This is a genomic window from Streptomyces sp. NPDC048484 (assembly GCF_040651415.1).
Classification (GTDB): Bacteria; Actinomycetota; Actinomycetes; order Streptomycetales; family Streptomycetaceae; genus Streptomyces.
The window spans coordinates 31,450-55,741 of the sequence record NZ_JBEZJY010000040.1 but is presented as its reverse complement, the minus strand read 5'-3'; the positions used below and the strand labels follow the sequence as shown (position 1 = coordinate 55,741).

Sequence of the window (24,292 nt, the reverse complement as noted above, 5' to 3'; positions counted from 1 at the left end):
TCTCTGCCTTCGGCCGCGGATGCGTGGGGGCCAGGTCTCAGCGGGCGGCCCCGGCCGAGTCCAGCGCTTCGCGGGCCCGGGCCACCAGTCCGTCCGCACCGCAGGAACGCGCCAGCGTCAGACCGCGGTTGATCTCCGTGACGGAGCGGGACACGACGCCGTACTCGACGCGGGCCTCGGCGTGTTCGTAGGCGCAGGGTGACGCTTCGAGGTACGTGACCGCCTGGGCGTAGAGAGAGATCCTGCGCTGACCGGTCTCCAGGGCGGCGGCGCAGCGCAGAGCTTCGCCGATGGCCGTGTCCGTGCCGAAGCGCTCGGCCTGGACGCGGGCGTCGGCGGCCACCTCCGCGGCGCGTCGCGGGTCCTCGACGGCGAGCGTCCGGGCGAGGTCGCCGGCCCAGGGCGCCATCACGGTGTTGTGCCCGCCACGGGACTCCGACACCTTCTCGGCGGTCTCCAGCTCGTTCACGCCCTCCTCGACGCGACCGGTGGCGATGAGCAGGCGGCCCCTTATCGAGTGGGCGTCCGGCAGGACGATCGTGGACGGGTGGGGCGGCTCGAAGGAGTACCGTTCGGCGATCTCCTCGGCCGCGCCGACATGGCCGCGGGCCAGCAGGGTGTCGATGAGCATGCACGCCGCGGACCAGTGCATGGGCAGTCCGCGGCCCACCCGGTCGGCGAGCCGCAGCGCTTCGCGCAGGGACTCCTCCGCGTCCTTGAGCCGGCCCCGTCTGCGCAGTACGTACCCGCTGAAGGCGTGCGCGAGGGCCAGGTGGCCACCGCTCCAGCCGGCCGACTCGTACGAGCGCCGGGCCTCCGTGAAAAGGCTCTCGGCGCGGTCGAGCCGGTCGGTGTACGTGTACGAGATGCCGAGCATCATGAGGAGTTCGAAGCTCCACTCGGTGTCGGTCCAGCCGAGGCCCGGCGCGAGCCGGCCGTTGACGAGCGCGCGGTCGCAGAGTTCGGCGACCTCCTCGGCGCTCTCCCCGCGGGTCATGGCGTCGAAGGCGCGCAGGATGAGCAGGGCCCGCTCGGAGTTGTCGCGGCCGGTGAGCGGCTTCGCCAGCTCGGCAAGACGGCGGGAGCGGCCCGGCGCGTCCTCCTCGCCGGCGTGGATGCCCTCCCACATGTAGTGCACGGCCTGCAGACGCATCCGGGCGGGGCCGGGCTGCAACCGGGCGGCCTCCGCGTCGACCGTGGCGACGGCCTCCTCCAGCTGGTCGTTGTGGACGAGCGCCGAGGACAGTCGGCAGACCGCGTCGACCCGCAGTTCCTCCTCCAGGCCGTGCACCGTGAGTGCCTGCCGCAGATACGTGATCGTGGTCGCGGGCGAGGTGAGGAGCGTGGCGCAGCCCAGTTCGTAGAGCACGCGCGCGTGGACGTCCGGAAGCGGCGGTTCCAGGAGGGCGCGTTCCAGACACCGGCGGGCCGCGTCCGGGGCGCCGACGGCGAGGTGCTCACCGGCGGCCTCCCGCATCTGTTCGACCAGTTCGGGGTCGTCGTCCGGGTGGACCTCCAGCAGGTGGCGGGAGGCCGCGGCGGCGCCGAGCCCCGAAGCGGTGACGACCGAGGCGGCCACACCGTGCATCGCGGTGCGCAGCGCGTCCGGGATCGAGCGGTAGACGGCGGTCGCGATGAGCGGGTGGACGAACTCCAGCTCGCCGTCGCCCGATCGGTCGGGCGTCCGGTCGACCTCGGTGAGGATGCGTGCCACGCTCAGCCGCGCGGCGCAGCGCTCCGCCTCTTCCCGCGGCATGCCGGCCAGTTCGGCGGCCAGGTCCACGGAGATCTGCGTACCGAGGATGGCGGCCGCCCAGGCGAACTTCGTGGCGTCGACGCCGAGCCCCTCCAGCCGGTCGACGAGTCCGCGGCCGCGCGCCGAGCGGTTCAGGGCCCGTAACTCGGCGGCCGAGTCCTCGACGGGTGCGAGTTCGGTGTCCAGGACCTTGGCGAGGAGCTCCACGCTGTCGTAGAGGTTGCCGCCGGTGACCGCCCAGACCTCGCGGCAGAACGGTGCGTCGGCGTGCGCGCCGAGCGTGGCGCGGGTGAGTCCGGCCGTGGCGTCCGGGGTCAGTGCGCGCAGTTGGGGCATCGGGCGGGCCAGCGCGCCGATCGCGTCGAGGTGGCGGGCGCTCTCGCCGGTGGCGTCCCCGGGGCGCTTGGCGACCACGACGAGGACGGGCAGGTCGTCGAGGCGCTCGGCGAACGCCTCCAGCCAGTGCAGGGTCTCCTGGTCGGCCCAGTGGGCGTCGTCGATGATCAGCACCAGCGGCCATTCCCGCCGGGCGAGCCTGCGCACGGCGGCGACCAGGCCGTCGCAGACGCCCTGCGGGTCGGCCTGGCGCGCGCCCGGCTCGGCGATGCCGAGTGCGGGGCCCGCGATGTCGTACCAGTCGCCGAAGTACTCGCGCGCCTCGTCGGGCATCAGCGCCACGAGCGCGGGCTGCAGCAACTGCCGGACGACATTGAACGGAACGGACGTGATGGTCTCGCCGCCACGGGCCGACCACACCGTGCAGCGGCCCTCCGCGACGGCACGGACCCGGGCGAGCAACGCGGTCTTGCCCATGCCCGCCTCGCCGGTGAACACCAGCAGGCTGCCCGCGGCGGAACCGGCGCACAGGGCGTCGACGGCCTCCACGACCGCGGCGAGTTCGGCGTCGCGCTCCCAGAGCGGTGCCGAGGCGGCCGCACCCGGCCCTGCCTCCGTCATACCGCTACCTCCCCAGGTCGCCAGGTCGCCCCAACGGCGTACAGGCATCGAGCCTAGCCCTCCGGAAGGCGCGATGGAGCCTGGTCGGGACACCTGTTGCCGTCACGGATGACAGGCGAGGACGGAAGGGAGGCCCGGGGCGCCTGCCCCCCACGGGCGGGGTGAAAGTTGTTGACTGCCGACAGCCGCGAACTGAAGCTGCCTTTCAACGTCGTCGCGAGGCGGGAGGAACGAGGAGCGGGTACGGGACGGAACCGGGCCTGCCGGGAAGAGGAGTTGAGCCGGTGCGGGTGATCGGCCTGATGTCCAGTTTCCGCCGATGCCTCGGGGCGCGGACCAGCCGGTGCGTCTGGTATTCGAGTGACTTTGATCGGGCTCCTCTCATCCGGTTTTCACCCGCACCTCATACGGTGGACCCATGACGCAGGCGACTCCCCCAGGCTGGTATCCCGATCCCGGGCAGACAAGTGACGGTCCCGCCACGCAACGCTGGTGGGACGGCAGTACATGGACGGACCAGACCCGCCCCGCGGAGTCGGCCGCCGCATGGGGCGGTCCCCCGGCGTATCCACCGGGAGCCCCGTACTCGGAAGCCCCGTACACGGGCGCCTCGTACGCGGGCGCGCATCCGGGCGGGCCACGGCGCGGAGTGCGTACGGCGATAGCCGTCGCCGTCGCCGTCGCGGTACTCGCGGGCATCGGCGGCGGTGTGTACGCGCTGACCGCCGACGACGATTCGGGCAGCGTGGAGCAGGGCAACGCCCAGCCGACTCCGACGCTGCCGGGGGGCCCGCAGGGACAGGACGGTGGCCAGGACGGCGGCGGCCAGGGCGGTCCCGGCGGTCAGGACGGCGGCGAGAGCGGGGTCCCGCAGCCGCGGCAGACCGAGAAGGGCTTCGCCGCCGACCCCGTCAACGGCATCAGCCTCCCCGTGCCCGACGACTGGAGCGGCGAGACCATCCAGGTGGGCGCCCAGGTGACGTCCAAGGACTCCTACAAGTGCCCGGGCGACACCTCGGCGACCTGCACCCGGGGCGGCGCGTACTCCGCTCCCGCGCTCGCGCTGAAGCTGAAGGCCACCACCGCCGAGGCCGCCGCCAAGGAGGACATCTCCAAGAACGCCGAGGAGTCCTACGGCGGCAAGAGCTACGGCAAGATCACCTCGCACGACGAACTCTCCTCCAAGGCGGTCACCGTGGCCGGGCAGAAGGGCTACGCGGTCCGCTGGAAGGTCGTCACGAGCAAGGGTGCTGACGGCTACGTCGAGTCGCTGGTCTTCCCTGCGCCGGCCAACGCCAAGCAGCTCGTCGTCGTGCGCTTCGGCCTCGACGTCGGGTCCGCGGCGCCCAAGCAGTCCGTGATCGACGACATCACGAAGGGCATCAAGGAGTCCGCCGGCGGCGGGGGCAACGGCCAGGACGTGTAGGACGTGCAGGACGTGCCGAACCTGCAGGACGCATAGAACGCGCCGCACGTGCAGGACGTACGACGGCCGGGTGGGGCGCCTCTCCGCTCAAGAGGAACCCCACCCGGCCGGGGGGTGCGCGCCGCCCCCGTCCCCACGGTGCGGCGCGATCAGGTCACCGTCCAGTCATCCCATGGACGGCGGCCTGGGTCTCAAGGGGACCCGGACAGCCCGAGGGCGGGCAGCAGGGCCACTTCCACGTAGCGCAGGAGGTAGTCGGCGTCCGCGGGCCGCCCCTCCAGGAGGGGACGGACGCGGAGCACGCCGAGCAACTGCGCCGGCAGGAACTCCAGTACCGGATGGTCGGCCGTGATCTCTCCCCGCTCGACCGCGCGCCCGATCATCGCCCGCAGCGCGTCGAGTTCGGGCTCCACCAGGGCGTCGCGCAGCGCGCGCTTCAGTTCCTCGTCCAGCATCACGGACTGTCCGAGCGCCTGCATGAGCCTGGTGTCCTCGTCGGACCGCTCGCCCGCCGTACGGGCGACCGCGCGCAGGTCACCGGCGAGTGAGCCGGTGTCGATGCCGATGAACTTGGGGCAGTGGTTGGCGCGCAGGGCGGCTGCCACGAACTGCGGCTTCGTCTTCCACTGCCGGTAGAGCGTGGACTTGCTGCACCGGGTGCTGGCGGCGACGCCCTCCATGGTCAGGGCGTCATAGCCGCACGCGCGGACCTGGTCGAGCACGGCGTCGAAGAACTCCTGCTCACGCTCGGCCGTGATCTTGGAGCGGCGCGAGGCGGCGACCGTCTCCGGCCCCTCCGCTGCCTGCGACGTCATGACGCTTCCCCTCGCTCGTCCCGGCGGTGCCCGGCGGGCCTGCGCCTGCGGATGTTCCGGTGCGGTGTGGCTCCCGGTCCCGCGGACGCCCTATCGGTACGCCAGTGTACCGGAACGCTAACGTACCGGAACGCTGGCGTACCGGAACGCTGGCGTACCGGAACGCCTTCGTATCGGTACACTGTCGTATCGATGAGCCTTGGACAGGACCCACCCTCGTGTCGAGTGGATCCCCTCCTGGGCTCACCACGCACCAGCACACGTTGAGACCGTCAAGCAAAGGGGCCGGGGGATGGAACGCCCAACCGAGCCTGCACAGAGGGGATCCGCCGCGACACCGCGGCCGCCCCTGGTCCGTGAGGTCCTGCTCGTCGCGGGCCTCTTCCTCGTCTACAAGCTCGGCCGACAGCTGGCCACCGGCCACACCGCCGAGGCCTTCGACAACGCGCGCCGCGTGTGGGACCTCGAACGGTTCCTGCACCTGCCCGGTGAAGGCTCCGTACAGTCCGCGATGCTGCACGGCGACACCCTCGTCCACATCGCCAACACCTATTACGTGACCGTCCACTTCCCCGCCACGGCGGCCTTCCTGGTCTGGCTGTACCTGCGGCGGCCCCGGCACTACGTGTGGGCCCGACGGGTCCTCGCCGTGGTCACGGCCGCCGCCCTGGTGGTCCATCTCACATTCCCGCTCGCCCCGCCGCGCATGCTCGCCGCGACGGGCCTCGTGGACACCGGCCAGGTGTTCGGACCCACGGTGTACGGCGCCTCGCCCGAGGCCGACTCCCTCTCGAACCAGTTCGCGGCGATGCCGTCGCTGCACTTCGGCTGGGCCCTGCTGGTCGCGATCGGCCTGATCGCCGCGACCCGGTCCCGCTGGCGCCCGCTGTGGCTGCTGCATCCGCTGATGACGCTGCTGGTGGTCGTCGGTACGGCGAACCACTACTGGCTCGACGCGATCGTGGCGGCCGCCCTCCTCGGCATCACCCTCGCCGTCCTGCGCCCGCCGCGCCGGACAGCGGACACCGCCGAGCCCGGCCGGGAGCGCGAGGGCGCCGACAGCCCCGTACCGCGGGATCCGGGCGGGCAGGGCGTATCCGTCGCGCCGGAAGCGCCCGAGCTTGTGGGAGCCGGACGATGAGCGCCACCCTCGTAGCCGTCGCCCTCTCCCTGATCTCCGCCGTCGCGTACGCGGCCGCAGCGGTGGCGCAGGAACGACTGGCCTCCCGGACCACCGACGCCGGAATGCTGCGCCTGCTGGGCCGCGGTGCCTGGTGGTGGTCGGTCGGCCTCAACGCGGGGGCCGCGCTGCTGCATGTGGCCGCCCTCAAGTACGGGACGCTCACCCTCGTCCAGCCGCTCGGCGCGCTCACTCTGGTCGCCGCGGTGCCGCTGGGCGCGCGGCTGGCGGGGCGTCGGGTCAGCACGGTCGAGTGGCGTGGTACGGCGCTCACACTGGCCGGGCTCTCCGCCGTGCTCGTCACGGCGTCCGGACCCGCGCCCGACGACGTGCTGAGCGTCCCGCAGGCGCTGGCCGTGACGGGCGCCGCCGCGGCCCTCATAGGCGTACTGGCCCGGCCGGGCGCGCGTCCCGGGCTCCGGCACGCGTCCGCGTCCGGCTTCGCCTCGGGGGTCGCGTCGGCGCTCACCCAGACCGTGACCGTCGCCGTGACGGACCGCTCGGGTCCGCTGCTCAGCGGGCAGGTGATCGTGGTGGCCGTGCTGGTCGCGGCCCTCGCCGCGGGCGGCCTGCTGCTGTCGCAGACCGCCTACCGGGGCGGACTCGGCGCGCCGCTGGCGGTGGTGACGCTGGCCAATCCGATCGCCGCCGCGGTGATCGGCCTCTCGCTCCTCGGCGAACGGCTGCAGGGCGGAGCGGCGGGGCTGCTCCTCGCGGGAGCCGGAGCGGCGGTCGCCGCCTGGGGCGTGGTGACGCTGTCGCGTTCCGCACCGGAGCCCGCGGCGGTGGAGTCCGAGCAGCACCCCGTGGCCGCGGTCCTCGCACTGGAGCCCCGGCCGGCCCCGTACGAGCCGTCCCTGCTGCCTCGCCGGCCGGCCCCGACGCCACCGGCGTCCGGGCACCTCACACCACTCTGACCCGCGCCGACCTGCTGCAGCCTGCTCTGACGCGCTCCGAATCGCTCCAGGAAAGGGCGCCCGGCCTCAGCCCAGGCCGCGTGAATCCTGCTTGAGCGCCGTGTCGACGGTGAGGGCCGTCGCCACCACGAGGCTCAGCAGCGGCTCCTGCAGCTGGAAGTGGATCTGCAGGACGTAGTTGTCCGCGGTCGTGAACATCGTCTTCGCGAGGCCTTCCCAGGTCTTGGTGATCCGGGCGACCTCGTTGTCGGCGTGGTCGACGATCGCGAAGTTCCAGGCGCGCCAGTTCTCCGCCTTGATCGCGCCGATCTGCTGTCCGTCGGCCTTGATCGCGAAGTTGATCTTCCCGAACATGTTCTGCTGGGCGATCTCACCGACCGGCGAACCGTCCGGACGTGCCACGAGCACCCGGGACTTCAGGAACTTCCGGGGCCGGGTCAGCAGCAGCTGCGGCTGGCCGTACGCGTCACGGATCTCGAACTTGTGCGTCATGAACTGGTCGAGGCTGGCGAAGAAGCGCAGCACCTTCTTCAGCGCGCTCTGCCCGACCTGGACGACCGAGCCGAGCTGGTTGCCCTGCTGGTCCATGACCTTGTACTCGTTGGTCAGCTCGATCAGCTTGGCCTTCTGGTTCACCACCAGGACCGGCTCGGTGAACAGGCTGCCGCCACCGGCCGCGTTCGCCGCGACCCCGGCCTGCTGCTGCACCTGCCGCTGGACGCGCGGATCGGAATCCGCCGCCTGCTGCGGAACCTGCTGAGCAGGTTGTGCCTGCTGCTGCACGGCCGGAGTCTGCTGCTGGTCCTGGTTGGTGTGCTGGGTCCACTGGGCGCCGTCCCAGTACCGCAGGGTCGGGGGCGCGCCCTGCGGATCCGGATACCAGCCTGCAGGTGTGTTCGAATGCGTGGTCACCGGGGCACACTACCCCGATCCCGCAGGTACATGACCAGTCCGGTCAAAGGTCTCGGTGGGACTCGTCGCACCTCCCGCGCCCCGTCGCACCTCCGCGCCCCCATGTCCCCACGCCCCCACGCCCGCTACACCCTTCTACGCCGTGGCGATCGCCGGGTCGCTGACGCCCGCCCGGCCGTTCTCGACGTGCCCGGCGAACCGGCGCAGGAACGAACCGTCCGCGTCGGAATCGACGGTGAGGTCGTACCAGCGCTTGCCGGCGCGCAGGTCCACGGTGTGCCGCACGGTCGCGCCGGACCGCACCCTGAACGACCTGGACCTGCCGCCGTAGCCGTCGGTGAGTTCGAGGTTCACCGTGCGGGCACCCTTGTTGGTGAAGGTCAGCTCGATGCTGTTCCCGTCGCCCCCGCCGTGACGGGCAGTGACCTCTGGTCCGGCGGTCCTGCCGGGGCCCTTGAAGACGCGGAGGAAGCCGTTGGGCCCGTGCACGGTCAGGTCGTACGAGCCGTTCGAGTACGCGGAGTTCCAGGTGTCCGAGACGCTCTTGCCGGCCTCGGTGGTGTAGACCCAGGGGCCGTCGGTGCGGTTCCCGGAGGTCACGTGGAAGGAGGCGCCGGCCTTCCTCCCCGAGGCGAAGGTCAGCGTGAACTTCCCGGCCTTCACGTCGGCCGAACCGTCGATCCACGGCACGTACCGGAGCGGGCGGGCGGGCCGGATGCCGCGCTCCTGCCGGGGCAGTTTCGGGTCCGCGGGAGGGGTCGGCCGGTAGTCCGGGTGCCGCTCCTTGTCCGGCGGCTCGTACGCGTCGGTGTCCGGTAGTCCGGCCGGCCTGCTGTCCTTGCGGGAGAAGTCGAACGCGGAGGTCAGGTCGCCGCAGATGGCCCGGCGCCACGGCGAGATGTTCGGCTCCTCGACACCGAAGCGGCGCTCCAGGAACCGGACGATCGAGGTGTGGTCGAGCGTCTCGGAGCAGACGTAACCGCCCTTGCTCCAGGGCGAGACGACGAGCATCGGCACCCGTGGGCCGAGACCGTACGGGCCGGCGACCTGGGTCGAGTTGCCCGCGAAGAGGTCCGGGCCGACATCGACCGTGGACTTGCCCTGGTCGGCGGAGCGGGGCGGCAGCGGCGGGACGAGGTGGTCGAAGAAGCCGTCGTTCTCGTCGTACGTGATGAACAGGGCCGTCTTCGCCCATACCTCGGGGTCGGCGGTCAGCGCTTCCAGTACCTGGGAGATGTACCAGGCGCCGTAGTTCGACGGCCAGTTGGAGTGCTCGGAGAACGCCTCGGGCGCCGCGACCCAGGAGACCTTCGGCAGCTTGCCGCCCACGACGTCGGCGCGCAGCTGGTCGAAGTAGCCCTCGCCCTTGCGGGCGTCGGTGCCGGTGCGGGCCTTGTCGTAGAGCGGGTCGCCGGCCTTGGCGCCCCGGTACTTGTTGAAGTAGAGCAGCGAGTTGTCACCGTAGTTGCCGCGGTACGCGTCCTGGATCCAGCCCCAGGAACCGGCCGCGTCCAGGCCGTCGCCGATGTCCTGGTAGATCTTCCAGGAGATCCCGGCCTTCTCCAGCCGCTCGGGGTACGTCGTCCAGTCGTAGCCGACCTCGTCGTTGCCGAGGACGGGGCCGCCGCCCTTGCCGTCGTTGCCGGTGAAGCCCGTCCACATGTAGTAGCGGTTCGGGTCGGTGGAGCCTATGAACGAGCAGTGGTACGCGTCGCAGACCGTGAAGGTGTCGGCGAGCGCGTAGTGGAACGGGATGTCCTCGCGGGTCAGGTACGCCATGGTCGTGGCACCCTTCGCGGGGACCCACTTGTCGTACTTGCCCCCGTTGTAGGCGGCGTGCCCGTCGGGCCAGCCGTGCGGCAGACCCTCCAGGAACTGCATGCCGAGGTCGTCGGCCTCCGGACGGAAGGGCAGCAGATCCTTGGTGCCGTCCGACTGGTGCCACACGGATTTTCCGTTGTCGAGCGCGACCGGGTGCGGGTCGCCGAAACCGCGGACACCTCGGAGCGCGCCGAAGTAGTGATCGAAGGAACGGTTCTCCTGCATGAGGACGACGACGTGCTCGACGTCCTCGATGGTGCCGCGGTGGTAACCGGCGGGGATGGCGGCGGCCTTGGCGATGCTCTCCGACAGCGCGGTGAACGCCGCGGTACCGCCCGCGAGCTGCAGGAAACGGCGCCGATTCACTTCGGTCATGACTGGGTGACCTCTCGTCCTGACGGGTACGGGCGACTGACGGACGAACCTGCGGATGCCGGAACGTGCGCGAAGCGAGTGTTCCAAGAGCAACAAACGTCAGGGAAGGGGCGCGTGGCGCCTGCGTGAAAGACGGCAGTACGTGAGGTGCCGGTCCTCTTCCTGAAGGAGCACACCGGGGAGGCGGGCCGCACGGCAGGCCGCGTCCGAGCGAGGCCCTCACGTGCCGCCGCGACCCTGCCCCCTCTTCTCCGTGGACCGACGGGCTTCTCCGTGAACCGACGGGTTGCTGAGCGCCAAAGAAGCATGCCCTGGTGCACGCTTTTCCTTGTACCGAGCATTTGACACAACGTTCCGGTCGGGACATCTTGTACGCACCGCTTGATACAAGATGCTCCGGGGGGATCTCCATATGGTCGACATGCTCGACGCCGTCTCACTCCAGTCCCGGATCCTCGACCACGCCGACCACTACGCCCGCTGGTCCGGTCTGGCCATCGGCATCGTGGCCGCACAGCGTCTGATCACGATGGACAGCGGCGACATCACGATGCCGCTCGTGTTCGCCATCACCGGCTTCGGCCTGTGCGCGGTGGGCGGCGTTTTCCTCGGCGAGGCCCTCGCCCTGCAACCCCAGGAAGCGGTACGCACCGCGAGCCTCGCCCCGCGCCTCGTCCGGGACCAAGTGCCGCCCCGCATGGCGCCCTTGCTTCTTCTGCAGACGGTGCTCCTCGTGACCTTGCTGGCGATCGGCGCGGTCACGGCGTCCTCCGACGTCGACCGGCCCGACAGAGCGGGGGGCGTCCTCAACGTCACCTGCGAAGGGATACGCACATCCCTGGGGCCCTGGCCCGGTCTGTACTACAGCGGCCCGATGTTCGCCGCACTCGCGGTCGCAACCCCCGTCTGCGTATGGGCCCTGCGCCGCATCGCCCACGGAACAGGCGATGAACAGCAGCGCCGTGACCGCGCGTGGGCCATCACCGGGGCCTGGGGGCTGCTCGTGTCGAGCCAGGTACTGCTCGTCGTGTTGATGATCTTCGTCGCACTCACGGACAAGGCCTGCGCCGGCCCGCTGGGCGTTGCCACCATCGCGGCGATCTGCCCCCTGGGCCTGCTGGGCATGTTCACCTTCGGATGGTCCCTGGTCACCGTGGTGGCACCCAGGGCGGTCGACGACGAGGCAGCCGGCGAGGAGACTTTCGACGATGAGTGACCCCGCAGTCCGCGTCGACACCACCAGCCAGGTACCGCCGTACGAGCAGATCCGCGCCCAGTTGGCAGCACTGATCCGCACGAGCCGGCTGGCCGAGGGTGAGCGCCTGCCGACCGTGCGCCAACTGGCGACCGACCTCGGTCTGGCGCCGGGCACCGTGGCCCGTGCCTACCGCGAGCTGGAGGCCGCCGAGCTGATCCGCACCCGCCGTGGCGCGGGCACCAGGGTCGCGCCGCTCCCGCCGGATCCACACGCGCACGATGCCGGCCGACTCACCACTTTGGCACGGGACTTCACCTCGGCCGCCCGGGCACTCGGCGCCGACACCGAGGACATCCTGACCGCCGTCCGTGACGCCCTGGACCCGGGGCACGCTTCCTCTTCGCCCGCTGCCGGAAGCGGGAAGAGCGGCCCCAGGGCGGCCGGCGTCACAGGAGCGAACAACACCACGGCAAGGGACAAAGAGCTTCCCGATGTTGTCGTCAAGCTGCCGCGGTGACGGGTGGTATGACCCGGCAACACGTCCCGCCTGTCCCACAGAAGCACCCACAAGGCGTTGACTCGCCGGCGGGCGAGAGCCGGCACGCTCCGGGTGTGCCGCTCTCCTTCCGCTTTCTTGCGGCCGTAGAACCGACGGGACTCTGGCCGCGGACCAAGGTACTGCTGACGTGCGGCACGAACGACACCCAGGTCCCCTGTGCCACAACCAACGCCTTGACGACGCCGACCACCCGAAGCCAAAAGGGCACCTGTTCCGGTCTCGGCCGGAGCGGTGAAGCAAACCGACTGCCACGAGGCAAGCGGCAAGCGGTGACCAGGGAGTTTCCACCCGACGGAAGTCCTATTGCCGGGGCGTGGGTGACGTCGTCATGGTGTTTCCAACACGACGTCGAGGATGACGGGACCCGCTCATGCCGCACATGACTGCTTTTGCCAGGAACCAGTGGTACGTCGCCGCCTACGCGCATGAGGTCGGCCGGGAGTTGTTCGGCCGGACGATTCTCGGCGAGCCGCTCGTCTTCTACCGCACCGAGGAGGACGGCCGGCCCGTCGCGCTGCACGACCGCTGCGTGCACCGTCGCTATCCCCTCTCCGCGAGCGGGCTCGACGGCGACCGGATCGTCTGCGGTTACCACGGCTTCACGTACGACACGACGGGCGCCTGTGTGTACGTACCGGGGCAGAAACGTGTCCCCCGCACCGCGCGGGTCGCCGCCTATCCGGTGGTCGAGCAGGACGCCCTGATCTGGGTGTGGATCGGCGACCCGGCCCTCGCCGACGCGGAGACGATCCCGCGGGCCAGGCACCTCGACTCCCCCGGCTGGGTCACCGTCAGCGGGATGGAGCCGATCGACGCCGACTACGGCCTCCTCGTCGACAACCTCCTCGACCTGTCCCACGAGACCTATCTGCACGGCGGCTACATCGGCACCCCCGAGGTCGCCGAGACGCCGATCACCACCGAGGTCGACGAGGGCGCGGGCATCGTGCGGGTGAGCCGGCACATGGACGACGCCGAGTGCCCGCCGTTCTACGCCAGGTCGACCGGCATCAAAGGGCGGATCACCCGGTGGCAGGACATCGAGTACCACGCGCCGTGCCTGTACCTGCTGCACAGCCGGATCGCCCCGGCCGGTGTCGTGCCCGAGCCGGACGGCAGCGACCCGAACGGCTTCCACACCGAGATCACGTACGCCATCACCCCCTCCGCCGACGGCAAGGTGTACGACTTCTGGATGGTCTCGCGCGACTGGGCGACCGACGACGCCGAGGTGACCGAGTTCCTGCGGGGCAACAACCACACCGTCGTGATGCAGGACGTCGACGCGCTCAACCTGCTGCAGCGGACGCTCGGCACGGAGCGGACCGGCTACCAGGAGCTGAGCATCAACATCGACACCGGTGGTCTGGCCGCCCGCCGTATCCTCGCCCGGCTGGTCGAGGAGGGCGAGAAGCCCATGGAGAAGGTCCAGTGACCAGCCCGACGGGTGAGATCTACCGCATCGACTGGCTGCCGGGCACGGACGTGCTGCACGGCACCTGTCACTGCCAGGCCGAGCACACCGCCGAGGACCCCGTCGAGATGTGGGAGTGGATGCTCGGCCACCCCGAAGGACACCTCCCGCACGTCCCGCACGTCCCGCGTGTTCCGGACGTTCCTCAAGGAAACAGCTCATGACCTCGCAGTCGTACGAAGCCGAACTCGTCGTCGAGCGACGGGACCTGGCGGCCGACGGCGTGCTCGCCCTGACCCTGCGTCATCCGCTGGGCGAGGAACTGCCGGTCTGGGAGCCGGGCGCCCACATCGACGTACTCCTGGGTCCGGACCTGGAGCGGCAGTACTCCCTGTGCGGTGATCCCGCCGACCGGCACGAGTGGCGCGTCGCGGTCCTGCGCGAACCCGGCGGACGCGGTGGATCCGCCCATGTGCACGGCCAGTTGGCGGCCGGCGGCAAGGTCCGCGTACGCGGCCCGCGCAACCATTTCCGTCTCCTGCCCTCACCCCGCTACCGCTTCGTCGCGGGCGGCATCGGCATCACCCCGATCCTGCCGATGCTGGCCGCGGCCGAGGCGGCGGGCGCCGACTGGACGCTGCTCTACGGCGGGCGGACTCGCGACTCCATGGCATTCACCGAGGAGTTGAAGCGCTACGGGGACAAGGTGCGCGTCGCCCCACAGGACGAGAGCGGGCTGCTCGACCTCGCCTCCGTGCTCGGTGCACCCCGGCCGGACACGCTCGTCTACTGCTGCGGCCCCGGTCCGCTGCTGGACGCGGTGGAGGAGCGGTGCGCGGGGTGGCCCAGGGGCTCCCTGCACGTCGAGCGCTTCCAGCCCGCCCGGCCCAAGGCGCAGGAGCCGGGTGCGGGTGCGGGCCCGCACACCGACATCGACACCGACACCGGCACCGAGTTCGAAGTGGTCCTGGAGCGCTCGGGCCGCACGCTCACCGTCCCCGCGGACGTCTCCGTGCTCGACACCGTGCGGGCGGCAGGCGTCGAGGTGCTCTTCTCCTGCACCGAGGGCACCTGCGGGACCTGTGAGACGGACGTCCTCGACGGCACCCCGGACCACCGGGACTCGGTGCTCACGGACGACGAGCGCGAGGCCGGCGAGACCATGCTCATCTGTGTGTCCCGGTGCCGCGGGAAGCGCCTCGTGCTCGACCTGTGATCCGCAGGTCCGCCTCGATCCGGGCGACCGTGGCCAGCAGATGGGGCAGCAGGTCACGGCGTACGGACTCCATGGAGTTGCGGCTGGCGTGTACGGGGATGTTGACCGCCGCCACCACCTCGCCGTCCCGGTCGCGCACCGGGACGGCGACCGAGCGCAGCCCCTCCTCCAGTTCCTGGTCGACGATCGCGTACCCCTGGCGGCGCACCCGGCGCAACTCGGTGCGCAGCAGATCGGCCGAGACGATCGTGCGGGCCGTCAGGGGCCGCAGTTCGGCGCGCGCCAGGCGGGTGTCGACCTCTTCGTCGGACAGTTGCGCGAGCAACACCCTGCCCACCGAGGTCACCTGGGCGGGGAAGCGGCTGCCCACCGTGATCGTCGCGGTCATGATGCGGTGCGTCGGCACGCGTGCGACGTACACGATGTCGTCGCCGTCGAGTACGCACAGGGACGACGACTCCCTTGTCTCCGCTACGAGTTGCTCCAGATGCGGCTCGGCGATCTGCGGCAGGGTGAAACTGGACAGGTACGAGTAGCCGAGTTCGAGGACGCGCGGGGTGAGCCGGAACATCCGGCCGTCCGTCTCCACGTATCCCAGGTCGAAGAGCGTCAGCAGGAAGCGGCGGGCCGCCGCGCGGGTCAGGTCGCTGACCCGCGCCACCTCGCTGAGCGTGAGTTCCGGATGGTCGGCGTCGAAGGCGCGGATGACCGCGAGGCCGCGCTCGAAGGAACGGACGAAATGCGGTTCGCGGGCTCCAGCAGGCATCGTCGCCTCCACGGGACGCACGGGGGTGCGCTCTGCGCACGCTAGGAGCACACTTCGGCAACTGTCAACGACCGTGCGTGTCACGGGCATTGACCTCTCCCCCGGGCAGGTTCTACGTTCCCGCTGAGCACTTCTGTGCGGTCTGCGCACAGCCTGTCGAAGAACTGTCCCAGTAGGGGGAGTCATGCGTCGCCTGCTCATCGGCCTCGTGACCGGCACCATGTTCGTCGCCGCGACGGCCTGCGGTTCGTCCGACTCCCCGGGAGCGGACGACGGATCCGACAAGGCATCCGGGGGCACCACCACGGTCAAGGTCGGCGTCATCCCCATCGTCGACGTCGCCCCCTTGTACCTGGGCCAGAAGAAGGGCTTCTACAGCGAGCGGGGCATCAAGCTGTCACTGACGAGTGCGCAGGGCGGGGCGGCCATCGTGCCCGGCGTGGTCTCCGGCCAGTTCGACTTCGGCTTCAGCAACATGACGTCCCTGCTGACCGCCCAGTCCAAGAACGTGCCGGTCAAGACCGTGGCGAACGGTGTCGCGTCCACCGGCAAGAAGGGCGCCGACTTCGCGGAGCTCGCCGTGAAGAAGGGCAGCCCCCTCAAGTCCGCCAAGGACGTGGAGGGCAAGAAGGTCGCCGCCAACACGCTCAACAACATCTGTGACACCTCGACCAGGGAGTCGGTCCGCAAGGACGGCGGCGACCCGTCCAAGGTCAAGTTCGTCGAGATGCCTTTCGACCAGATGCCGGCCGCGATAGAGGGCGGTCAGGTGGACGCGGCCTGTGTCGTGGAACCCGCGCTCGCCACGATCAAGGCCAAGGGCGGCACCTCCATCGCGTCGCTCTTCGTCGACGTGTCGCCCGAACTCACCGTGGCCATGTACTTCGCCTCCCAGCAGTACATCCAGAAGAACCCGAAGATGGTGAAGAAGTTCCAGGCGGCGACCGTCGAGTCCCTGGAGTACGCCGACAGCCACCCGGCGGAGGTCCGCGAGATCATCACCACCTACACGAAGATCCCCAAGCCTCTGGTGGAGTCGCTCGTGCTGCCCCGGTGGCCCGCGGAGCCGGACCGGCGCTCCATCGAGAGGCTGGCCGAACTGGGCGAGCAGGACGGCCTGTTCGAGAAGGCGCCGGATCTGGACAAGCTGCTGCCGTGAGGGGTGCCAACGCCGTTCTGGGCGCAGCCGGGCTCGCGGCCTTCCTCGCCCTCGGCGAGGCGGTGCCGCGGCTCGGCCTCGTCGACGAGGACTACTTCCCGCCGACCAGCCGCATCGCCGACGCGCTCGCGAAGGAGCTGGCCGACGACGCGTTCTGGACCGCGCTCGGGGACACGCTCACCGGCTGGGCGATCGGGCTCACGATCGCCGTGACCGCGGGCATCCTCGCGGGAGTCCTGATCTCGGTCACGCCGTACCTCCGCGAGGCGACCGCCTCGACGATCGAGTTCCTGCGTCCGATCCCGTCGGTCGCGCTGATCCCGCTCGCCGTGCTGCTGTACGGAACCGAACTGCGCTCGGTGCTCCTGCTGGTCGTCTACGCGTCGTTCTGGCAGGTCCTCGTACAGGTCATGTACGGCGTCCAGGACGTCGACCCGGTCGCCGAGGAGACCGCCCGCTCGTACGGGCTCGGCCCCTGGGCGCGGATCCGTCATGTGCTGTGGCCCACGGCCCTCCCGTACGTCATGACGGGTGTGCGGCTGGCCGCCGCGGTGGCGCTGATTCTCGCCGTGACCGCCGAACTCGTCATCGGGGCGCCGGGGCTGGGCGCGCGGATCGCCGTCGCCCAGACCTCCCAGGCGGTGCCGGAGATGTACGCGCTGGTGGTGGTCACCGGTCTGCTCGGGCTGCTCATCAACGTGGGTGCGCGGGCCGTCGAGCGGCGGGCGCTGGCCTGGCACCAGTCCGTACGCGGGGAGGTGGCGGTGTGAGCGGCAACGTGATCGACGGCGTGAGGGGTGTCCTGCTGCGGCTCCTCCTCGTCGTCGCGCTGCCCGCCGTGCTCGTCGTGGCCTGGTGGTTCGCGTCGGACGACAGCACGGACATCTACTGGCCGCCGCTGCGGACCATCCTCACCACGTTCCCGGACGTCTGGACCGGTGAGCGGCTGCGCGGGGACGTGTTGCCCAGCCTGGTGCGCCTGACGGCCGGTTACGCGTGCGCGGCCCTCGCGGGCGTGGCACTCGGCACGGTGATCGGCTCGTACCGCCGGGTACGGGCCGTGTGCGAACCGGTGCTTGAGTTCCTGCGCGCGGTGCCGCCGCCCGTGCTCGTCCCGGTCATCATGCTGTTCGCGGGGATCGGCGACACGATGAAGATCGCGGTGATCGCGAGCGGCTGCGTCTGGCCGATCCTGCTCAACACCGTCGAGGGCGTGCGCGCGGTCGATTCCGTGATGTCGGAGACGGCCCGCTCCTACGGCATCACGGGCGTCGCCCGGCTACGGCACCTGGTGCTGCGCTCGGCGAGCCCGCAGATCTTCGCGGGTCTGCGGCAGGCCCTGTCCATCGGCATCATCCTGATGGTCATCAGCGAGATGTTCGCCGCCAGCAACGGGCTCGGCTTCACCATCGTCCAGTTCCAGCGCGGCTTCGCCATCCCCGACATGTGGACCGGGATCCTGCTGCTCGGTCTGCTCGGGTTCGTCCTGTCGGTTGTCCTCCGGCTGGTCGAGCGACGCGTGCTCGGCTGGTACCACGGTCTGCGCGACGCTTCCCGGCGGTCGTCGTGAACCTCGTGAAAGGGCGGTCCATGCTCGACGTAAACGGCCTCAAGAAGGTCTACGAGGGATCGGGCCGACGAGTGGAGGCGGTGCGCGACCTCACCTTCACGGTGGACGCCGGTGAACTCGTGTGTCTCGTCGGGCCGTCGGGCTGCGGCAAGACGACGCTGCTGAAGTGCGTGGGCGGACTGCTCACACCCACGGCCGGCGAGGTGCTGATCGGGGGCCGCCGGGTGACCGGGCCGCCTCCGGACATGGCAGTCGTCTTCCAGGAGTACGGGCGCAGCCTGTTCCCCTGGAAGCGGGTGGGCGAGAACGTCGAACTGCCTCTCAGACAGAAGAGGTTGAGCAGCGCCAGACGGCGTGAGCTGGTCGCCGACGCCCTGGAGTCCGTCGGGCTCACGGACGCCGCGGGCGCGTACCCGTGGCAGCTGTCGGGTGGCATGCAGCAGCGGGTGGCCATCGCCCGAGCCCTGGCGTACGAGCCCGAAGTGCTGCTCATGGACGAGCCGTTCGCGGCGGTCGACGCCCAGACCCGTGCCGATCTGGAGGATCTGGTCCGCGGTCTGTGGCGGCAGCGGGGCATCACGATCCTGTTCGTGACGCACGACATCGACGAGGCCGTCTACCTCGGCGAGCGGGTGCTGATCCTCTCCTCCTCCCCGACCGTCGTGCAGGAGCAGCTGAAGATCGATCTCCCGGCCGACCGGGACCAGTTGCACACCCGGGTGGCCCCGCGCTTCGCCGAACTGCGGACCCATGTGTACGAGCAGATCCAGGCGGCCAAACGCGGAGCACCGGCCGACCGCCCGGTGGAGGCTCTCAAGTCGGACACGCCTCCACCGCGTTGAGTCAGCCCAGGGATCGCCCGGGGGGGGCGCCCGGGGATCGTTACGCCTCGGCGGCGGGGACCACGCTGAGGTGGCTCGTTGCGCGTCGTCCCCGGCCGGTCCCGGCCCGGCTCGTCCGGCGCGTCGCCGGGGTTGGACGGTGGGCCTCGCGCAGGACCAGCGTCAGCCGCGTGTATCCCATGTCATGAAGGGACTTGGGGGTCTCGCCGACGATCCGGCAGGTGCTCCCCCACCTCGGATCCGGGTGCAGCAGCGGCCGCACCGCGCCGTCGTGCTCGACGGCGTGCGGGCCGACCGAGCGGATCCAGTGCGGCAGGCCGTGCCGGTAGGCGGCGTCCATGATCGGGTCCTGGGCGATGTCCCGCAGGATCGACTGGAGCCCGTGATCGTGGCCGTACCGCTCCACGGCAGCGGCGAAGTGCGCCAGCATCGGCAGACACCAGCTCGACTCGTGCTCGGCGAGGACCGTACCCGCGTCCGGATGGAAGAGGACGAACCGCAGGAAGTTGTCGCCCGGCATCGCGGTGGGGTGCGGGCCGACCTCCCGGAAAAGTGTCTCGAACGCACCGTTGGCCAGCACGACGTCCCAGCGGTGGTCGAGGACGACGGACGGAAAAGAAACGGCGTCCAGGAGTACTGCGTAGTCCTGAAGGTATGCCTGGGCCTCAAGGCTCTCGGGGACAGGCCGCGGCTTCGGCCGGGGCCCTCCTGCCTGGTACGCCATCGGGAGGTCCACCCCTCTTGCCTATGCGGCCTTCACGCGGCGTCGTGATCCTGCTACCCCGGTTGGAGCGGTGTCAACTATCGTGGCATTTGAAGCCCGTTGACGGCTGAATCCCGCCACAGTTGTGGCGACACCTGGATGTGAGTTCGACCAAGGGGCTACTCTCCGGTCTTCGGGCAGTTCACGCTGCACATCACGGATCCCCACAGGGACTTCACGTCCGAGGGATCCGGTTCCCCCACAGCGGTCGGTCGATAGAGACGTAGGAGAACTGTCGGTGACGGATGGCTTCGAGGTTCCGGGCGCCACGGCGACGGGTCTGCTGCCGGCCGTCGTGGCCCGAGTCGCCCAACTGGCGGACCGACTCGGCGCCCCGCACAGCGAGTTCTTCGACGCCGACCGCCTCTCCGCCGCGTCGGGTGTCCCGGAGGCCGTGGTCCGGTCCCTGCTGAACGGGAGACCCTCGGGCGAGCCCGACCTCCAGGCCCGCTTCCTGCAACGCCTCGGCCTGCTGCGCCGTACGCGCCTGAAGCCGGGCGGCCGCCGTTACACCCAGCAGGAGATCGCCGACGGCGCGGGCATGTCGCGTCAGCAGGCGGGCGCGCTCATCAACGGCGACCGGCGCCCGACCATGGAGCACTGCGACGCCATCCAGCGTTTCTTCCGCGTACACGCCGGCTTCCTCACCGCCGAGGACCCGGAGGCGCTCGCCGGCGCCCTCCAGCGCACCGAGCAGGATCTGCTCCAGCGGCTCGCCGACCGGGAGCGGCAGGCGGACCCGGCGACCGCGGACGACCCGCTGGAGCGGTTGCTGCAGGACCACGGGGTCCGTGGCATCGCCTGGCGGGCCGCGCAGCTGCCCACCGACCAGCACCGGGACAAGGTCGCCGAGTGGCTGGACATGCTCCTGGAGAGCGTCAAGCGCCCCGAGTCGTGATCCGGGGACGGGGAACTGCCGTGGTCCCACGCTGGAACGGCATGCGTCCCGACCGCCTCAGCTCCGACGTGTCCGGCCTGTCAGAGGGCCTCTGACACCTGGTCCACCTGTCAGAAGCCCCCTGGGCCCAGGGGGCTTCTGAGCCCTCGCCCGTCATGCGCCGGCTCGGCCGACCGGGCGAACGGACGCGTGCGGAAAGGGCATTGTCAGTGGCGGACGGCAAGCTGGACCCAGCGCCACCGCTGTGCGGCGGCGCGCGCGAGACCGAAGCGCCGAAGCCGAGCCGAACCGGGAGAGCCGTCCGATGCCGACAGCCGTACTCACCGATCACGAACGCACCGCCGTGCAGGCCTATCTGCGTCTCTTGCAGACCGTACGAGCCACGCTGGACGGCCCGTCCGCGGCGGGCCGGCCACCCGTCGTGCCGCCCGCCGCCCTCGCGGAGGCGGAGAGCGCACTGGCCGCGGCCGGCCTCACGGGCAACGAAGAGGCGTTCTTCCGTCTGCTGCACACATGGTGCCCGGAGGTGTGATGAGCCACCGTCACTCCTTCGACGGGAGCGGGAAGACTCCCCCGCTGCCGGGGGCGGCGCTCAGCCTTGCCCGCGTGGCACGGTCACCGAGGTCGCCACGAGTCCCCGGCTCACCCTCCAGCGTCCTTCGAAGCGGCCGACGCGACGGCCGTCCACCACCGGACCGGGCACGAGGAGTCCGGCGCGCAGACCGCCGGACATGGTGTGTCCGGGATCCATGAAGACCTCGATGTCCGCCTCGGCGAAGTCGAGCCACTTACCCGTGAGGGGGAACCACGCCTTGTAGACCGACTCCTTGGCGCTGAACAGGAGCCGGTCCCAGTGGATCAGGGGATGCTCCCCGGCGAGGACGCGCAGCCGCCGGTCCTCGTCGGGCAGCGCCACCGACGACAGCACGCCCTCCGGCAGCGGCTGATGGGGCTCCGCGTCGATGCCGAGCGAGGCCAGGTCCACGGCTCGGGCCAGTGCTGCGGCGGCATAACCCTCGCAGTGCGTCATGCTGCCGACCAGTCCGGCGGGCCACCGCGGGGCTCCCCTCTCACCGGGCAGGAGAGCCTGTGGGGGCACGCCGAGCTTCTCCATGGCGCGCCTCGCGCAGCCGCGTACCACGGTGAACTCACGGCGCCGTTTCTCGACGGCGCGCGCGATCAGCGCCTCTTCCTCCGGATACAGCTCGGGGTACCGCGTCGTGCCCCGGGTGCCCTCGGCGTGGTCGTCAGCGTGTGCCTCCACGGCCACGACCGACTCCGGGAGCAGCTCCTCGATCACCGGATCCGACCTCCATCGGCAGAATGCGGCGCAGCTTGCCCGGTGGTTCCGAGCGCTTGCGCCACTCGCGCGGGTAACCCACCGACACCTCTTCGAAGCGGACGCCGTCGAGCCAGGTGGTGCGGGGAATGTGCAGGTGACCGTAGACCATGGCAGCCACCCGGTGGGTGCGGTGCCAGTCCGCGGTGAGCCGGGTGCCGCACCACATGGCGAACTCCGGGTACCAGAGGATCTCCATCGGGTGCCGGTCCAGCGGGTAGTGGTTGACCAGCACCGTGGGCAGCTCGGCGGGGATCTCCGCGAGCCTGCGTCCGGTCTCGGCCACCCGGGCCCGGCACCAGGCCTCGCGGCTGGGGTACGGGTCGGGGTGCAGCAGGTACTCGTCCGTGCAGACGACGCCGGTCTCACGGGCGTACGCGAGACCTTCTTCCATGGTCGTGCAGCCCGCGGGCAGGAACGAGTAGTCGTACAGGAGGAAGAGCGGGGCCACGGCGACCGGTCCGCCGGGTCCTTCCCACACGGCGTACGGGTCCTCCGGGGTGGTCACGCCCAACTCGCGGCAGAGCTCCACGAGATGCTGGTAGCGGGCCACCCCGCGCAGGGTGACGGTGTCCTTGGGGTGGGTCCACAGCTCGTGGTTGCCGGGCGCCCAGATCACTTTGCGGAAGCGGCCGCTGAGGGTTTCGAGGGCCCAGCGGATGTCGGCCACCGTCTCCGCGACGTCACCGGCCACCAGGAGCCAGTCCTCGTCGGTCTCGGGGCGCATCGCCTCGACGAGGGCGCGGTTCTCGGCGTATCCGATGTGCAGGTCGCTGATGGCCAGCAACCGGCCCTGACGGTCAGCCGTCGTCACCCTCGCCCCCCTCCGCGGGCCGGGACGCCACTCGGCCGCCCGGATGGGAACACAAGAACACACGCGCGCTCCACCGTACAAGGCGGTCTCCGCTGTCGGAAGCCGTTCAGGGCCGCGGTGGTCGCTCCCGCCGGAAGCCGTCGGCAGCCGTTCGAAGCCGCGGTGGTCGCTGCCGTCGGAAGCCGTTCGGCCGACGGAGCGTGTGACGGTGCACACGGGCTCTGACCTGCCTCGGGAGCTCCGGCGGGCCCGTCCAACCGATCCCGTAACACGCCCGTAGCAGCACCACTGCTCAGGAAGCCCTATGATCGGCCATACACAACCGCCACGAACTACCGTTTTCGAACGGCGGTTTTGTGTACCCATTTAACCACTTGGCCGGGCCTGGCCTGTTTTGCCGTGCCCGTGAACCCTGAAAGGCGGCCTGCATGGTCTCTCGCGTACGCGTCTGGCTCAACCGCACGTACGCGGAGAACGTGTTCTTCATGGATCAGCTACGGCGAAATCCATGTGGCCGCGCGGTCGAGATCCACGCCACCCACGGTGACCCCGACTCCCCCATCCTGGCCGCCGCGGACTTCGCCGCGATGGAGCCGCAGGGGCTGTCCCCGGCCGCCTACGTCGAGTACGCGCTCGACCAGTGCGCCCGGCACTCCATCGACGTGCTCGTGCCCGTCCTGCACCAGGCGGCCCTGGCCGAGCACCGCGAGGACTTCGCCGCGGTCGGTACGGCGCTGCTCGCACCCCCCGCCGAGGCCGTGCACACCTTCCAGGACAAGGTCGACGCGTACGAGGCCGTCGAGAAGCTCGGCGTGCCGGTGCCTCCGTGGTCGCGGGTCCGCACCGCGGACGAGCTGATCGCGGCGGTCGACGAGCTGGAGGCCGCAGGCCACAAGGCGTGCTTCAAGCCGGCCTCCGGAGCGGGTGGCGTCGGCTTCCGCATCATCACGCGCACCCCCTTCTCCCTCATGCACCTCAGCGGCTTCCCCAGCCCGTACATGCCGCTCGACCTGGTCGTCCAGGCGCTGCAGCAGGCCGACGAGCCCGTGGACTGGCTGGTCATGCCCCTTCTGGGAGAGCCGGAGGTGTCCGTGGACTGCCTCACCGGTCCTGACGGCCGGGTCCGGATGGCCGTGGGCCGTACGAAGAACGGGCGGCGGCGCGGTTTCACGCTGGACCCGTCGTTCATCGAGCCGGCGCGGGTCCTCGCGGAGGGCTTCGGACTGCACTACCTGACGAACATCCAGTTCCGGATGTTCGGTGACAAGCCGGTCCTCATGGATGTCAACACCCGCCCCGCGGGTGGTCTGCACCAGCTCTCGCAGTGCGGGATCAACGCTCCGTGGGCCGCCGTACAGCTGGCGCTCGGCGAGGAGCCCGGCGATCTCGTCCCGCCGTTCCTCGGCCAGGACTACGCGGTGGTCTCCGGGCCGCGCGCGGTACGTCCCGTGTCGGCGCCGCTCCACGCGGACCTGGACCTCGACGTCCCCGTGCCGGCCCCGGACGCCACCGCGGGCGCACAGACGGCTCAGGCAACCCATTCGGCTCAGGTTGCGCAGTCTTCACAGACCTCGGACAGGCCCTTGACCGTCTGA

General features: G+C 70.6%; 22 protein-coding genes and 2 pseudogenes. 15 read left to right on the top strand and 9 right to left on the bottom strand.

Annotation, left to right across the window (positions count from 1 at the left end; translation table 11 throughout):
- Nucleotides 1-37: 37 nt before the first annotated feature.
- Nucleotides 38-2,713 carry an AAA family ATPase gene (locus tag AB0D14_RS33175; RefSeq protein WP_362786515.1) on the bottom strand — a complete coding sequence of 892 codons (2,676 nt, stop codon included), beginning with the start codon at nt 2,711-2,713 and terminating at the stop codon, nt 38-40.
- A 418-nt stretch (nt 2,714-3,131) separates the two neighbouring features.
- Here AB0D14_RS33175 and AB0D14_RS33170 point away from each other — a divergent pair, with 418 nt between their 5' ends.
- On the top strand, nt 3,132-4,139 hold the full coding sequence (locus tag AB0D14_RS33170; RefSeq protein WP_362786513.1) for a DUF2510 domain-containing protein: 1,008 nt from the start codon (nt 3,132-3,134) through the stop codon (nt 4,137-4,139).
- A gap of 191 nt (nt 4,140-4,330) precedes the next feature.
- On the opposite strand, the gene AB0D14_RS33165 is transcribed toward AB0D14_RS33170, so the two are convergent.
- Nucleotides 4,331-4,954: a TetR/AcrR family transcriptional regulator C-terminal ligand-binding domain-containing protein gene (locus AB0D14_RS33165; RefSeq protein WP_362786511.1), complete on the bottom strand. Its 624-nt coding sequence runs from the start codon at nt 4,952-4,954 to the stop codon at nt 4,331-4,333.
- A gap of 292 nt (nt 4,955-5,246) precedes the next feature.
- Here AB0D14_RS33165 and AB0D14_RS33160 point away from each other — a divergent pair, with 292 nt between their 5' ends.
- Both AB0D14_RS33160 and AB0D14_RS33155 read left to right on the top strand, forming a co-directional pair.
- Nucleotides 5,247-6,095, top strand: coding sequence for a phosphatase PAP2 family protein (locus AB0D14_RS33160; RefSeq protein WP_362786510.1), 849 nt, complete (start codon nt 5,247-5,249; stop codon nt 6,093-6,095).
- Nucleotides 6,092-7,051 carry a DMT family transporter gene (locus AB0D14_RS33155; protein WP_362786508.1) on the top strand — a complete coding sequence of 320 codons (960 nt, stop codon included), beginning with the start codon at nt 6,092-6,094 and terminating at the stop codon, nt 7,049-7,051. The genes AB0D14_RS33160 and AB0D14_RS33155 overlap by 4 nt, the downstream gene beginning before the upstream one ends.
- A 66-nt stretch (nt 7,052-7,117) precedes the next feature.
- Here AB0D14_RS33155 and AB0D14_RS33150 read toward each other — a convergent pair whose 3' ends face one another.
- Both AB0D14_RS33150 and AB0D14_RS33145 read right to left on the bottom strand, forming a co-directional pair.
- On the bottom strand, nt 7,118-7,963 hold the full coding sequence (locus AB0D14_RS33150; RefSeq protein ID WP_362786506.1) for a phospholipid scramblase-related protein: 846 nt from the start codon (nt 7,961-7,963) through the stop codon (nt 7,118-7,120).
- Nucleotides 7,964-8,098: 135 nt separating this feature from the next.
- Nucleotides 8,099-10,159 carry a phosphocholine-specific phospholipase C gene (locus AB0D14_RS33145; protein WP_362786504.1) on the bottom strand — a complete coding sequence of 687 codons (2,061 nt, stop codon included), beginning with the start codon at nt 10,157-10,159 and terminating at the stop codon, nt 8,099-8,101.
- 412 nt (nt 10,160-10,571) lie between these two features.
- On the opposite strand from AB0D14_RS33145, the gene AB0D14_RS33140 reads away from it, so the two are divergent.
- Both AB0D14_RS33140 and AB0D14_RS33135 read left to right on the top strand, forming a co-directional pair.
- On the top strand, nt 10,572-11,375 hold the full coding sequence (locus tag AB0D14_RS33140; protein WP_362786503.1) for a hypothetical protein: 804 nt from the start codon (nt 10,572-10,574) through the stop codon (nt 11,373-11,375).
- Nucleotides 11,368-11,742, top strand: a pseudogene (locus AB0D14_RS33135) (GntR family transcriptional regulator); the annotation flags it as partial. The gene AB0D14_RS33140 and the pseudogene AB0D14_RS33135, both read left to right, overlap by 8 nt.
- 115 nt (nt 11,743-11,857) lie before the next feature.
- Here the strand turns inward: AB0D14_RS33135 and AB0D14_RS33130 are convergent.
- A pseudogene (locus AB0D14_RS33130) lies at nt 11,858-12,020 on the bottom strand (IS110 family transposase); the annotation flags it as partial.
- Between the two features lie 266 nt (nt 12,021-12,286).
- Here AB0D14_RS33130 and AB0D14_RS33125 point away from each other — a divergent pair.
- From AB0D14_RS33125 to AB0D14_RS33115, 3 genes are read left to right on the top strand one after another with little or no spacing between them, the layout of a single operon-like run.
- Entirely contained in the window at nt 12,287-13,351 is a 1,065-nt protein-coding gene (locus AB0D14_RS33125) for an aromatic ring-hydroxylating dioxygenase subunit alpha (RefSeq protein ID WP_362786501.1), read from the top strand.
- Entirely contained in the window at nt 13,348-13,554 is a 207-nt protein-coding gene (locus AB0D14_RS33120) for a hypothetical protein (RefSeq protein WP_362786500.1), read from the top strand. The genes AB0D14_RS33125 and AB0D14_RS33120 overlap by 4 nt, the downstream gene beginning before the upstream one ends.
- Nucleotides 13,551-14,546: a PDR/VanB family oxidoreductase gene (locus tag AB0D14_RS33115; protein ID WP_362786498.1), complete on the top strand. Its 996-nt coding sequence runs from the start codon at nt 13,551-13,553 to the stop codon at nt 14,544-14,546. The genes AB0D14_RS33120 and AB0D14_RS33115 overlap by 4 nt, the downstream gene beginning before the upstream one ends.
- On the opposite strand, the gene AB0D14_RS33110 is transcribed toward AB0D14_RS33115, so the two are convergent.
- Nucleotides 14,497-15,312: an IclR family transcriptional regulator C-terminal domain-containing protein gene (locus AB0D14_RS33110; RefSeq protein WP_362786496.1), complete on the bottom strand. Its 816-nt coding sequence runs from the start codon at nt 15,310-15,312 to the stop codon at nt 14,497-14,499. The two genes, AB0D14_RS33115 and AB0D14_RS33110, sit on opposite strands and share 50 nt — an antisense overlap.
- Nucleotides 15,313-15,496: 184 nt before the next feature.
- Here AB0D14_RS33110 and AB0D14_RS33105 point away from each other — a divergent pair, with 184 nt between their 5' ends.
- The 4 genes from AB0D14_RS33105 to AB0D14_RS33090 are packed head-to-tail and all read left to right on the top strand — an operon-like array spanning nt 15,497 to nt 18,883.
- Nucleotides 15,497-16,471, top strand: a complete 975-nt coding sequence (locus AB0D14_RS33105) for an ABC transporter substrate-binding protein (RefSeq protein ID WP_362786494.1) — start codon at nt 15,497-15,499, stop codon at nt 16,469-16,471.
- Complete coding sequence (locus AB0D14_RS33100; protein WP_362786492.1) at nt 16,468-17,241, top strand: ABC transporter permease; 774 nt, start codon at nt 16,468-16,470, stop codon at nt 17,239-17,241. Before AB0D14_RS33105 ends, AB0D14_RS33100 begins: the two co-directional genes overlap by 4 nt.
- Nucleotides 17,242-17,261: 20 nt before the next feature.
- Complete coding sequence (locus AB0D14_RS33095; RefSeq protein WP_362786556.1) at nt 17,262-18,041, top strand: ABC transporter permease subunit; 780 nt, start codon at nt 17,262-17,264, stop codon at nt 18,039-18,041.
- 20 nt (nt 18,042-18,061) lie between these two features.
- The gene (locus tag AB0D14_RS33090) at nt 18,062-18,883 is read left to right on the top strand and encodes an ABC transporter ATP-binding protein (RefSeq protein WP_362786490.1); all 822 of its coding nucleotides are present in this window, start codon (nt 18,062-18,064) and stop codon (nt 18,881-18,883) included.
- Between the two features lie 40 nt (nt 18,884-18,923).
- Here the strand turns inward: AB0D14_RS33090 and AB0D14_RS33085 are convergent, their stop codons facing one another.
- Nucleotides 18,924-19,607 carry a hypothetical protein gene (locus tag AB0D14_RS33085; protein ID WP_362786488.1) on the bottom strand — a complete coding sequence of 228 codons (684 nt, stop codon included), beginning with the start codon at nt 19,605-19,607 and terminating at the stop codon, nt 18,924-18,926.
- 277 nt (nt 19,608-19,884) lie between these two features.
- Between AB0D14_RS33085 and AB0D14_RS33080 the strand changes: the two genes are divergently transcribed.
- On the top strand, nt 19,885-20,544 hold the full coding sequence (locus AB0D14_RS33080) for a helix-turn-helix transcriptional regulator (protein ID WP_362786486.1): 660 nt from the start codon (nt 19,885-19,887) through the stop codon (nt 20,542-20,544).
- A gap of 304 nt (nt 20,545-20,848) precedes the next feature.
- Nucleotides 20,849-21,076 (top strand): hypothetical protein, encoded by a 228-nt coding sequence (locus AB0D14_RS33075; protein WP_362786484.1) that lies wholly within the window; start codon nt 20,849-20,851, stop codon nt 21,074-21,076.
- Nucleotides 21,077-21,136: 60 nt separating this feature from the next.
- On the opposite strand, the gene AB0D14_RS33070 is transcribed toward AB0D14_RS33075, so the two are convergent.
- Complete coding sequence (locus AB0D14_RS33070) at nt 21,137-21,844, bottom strand: 4'-phosphopantetheinyl transferase superfamily protein (protein WP_362786483.1); 708 nt, start codon at nt 21,842-21,844, stop codon at nt 21,137-21,139.
- Nucleotides 21,792-22,697 (bottom strand): metallophosphoesterase, encoded by a 906-nt coding sequence (locus tag AB0D14_RS33065; RefSeq protein ID WP_362786481.1) that lies wholly within the window; start codon nt 22,695-22,697, stop codon nt 21,792-21,794. Before AB0D14_RS33065 ends, AB0D14_RS33070 begins: the two co-directional genes overlap by 53 nt.
- A gap of 428 nt (nt 22,698-23,125) precedes the next feature.
- Between AB0D14_RS33065 and AB0D14_RS33060 the strand changes: the two genes are divergently transcribed.
- Nucleotides 23,126-24,292 (top strand): ATP-grasp domain-containing protein, encoded by a 1,167-nt coding sequence (locus AB0D14_RS33060; protein ID WP_362786479.1) that lies wholly within the window; start codon nt 23,126-23,128, stop codon nt 24,290-24,292.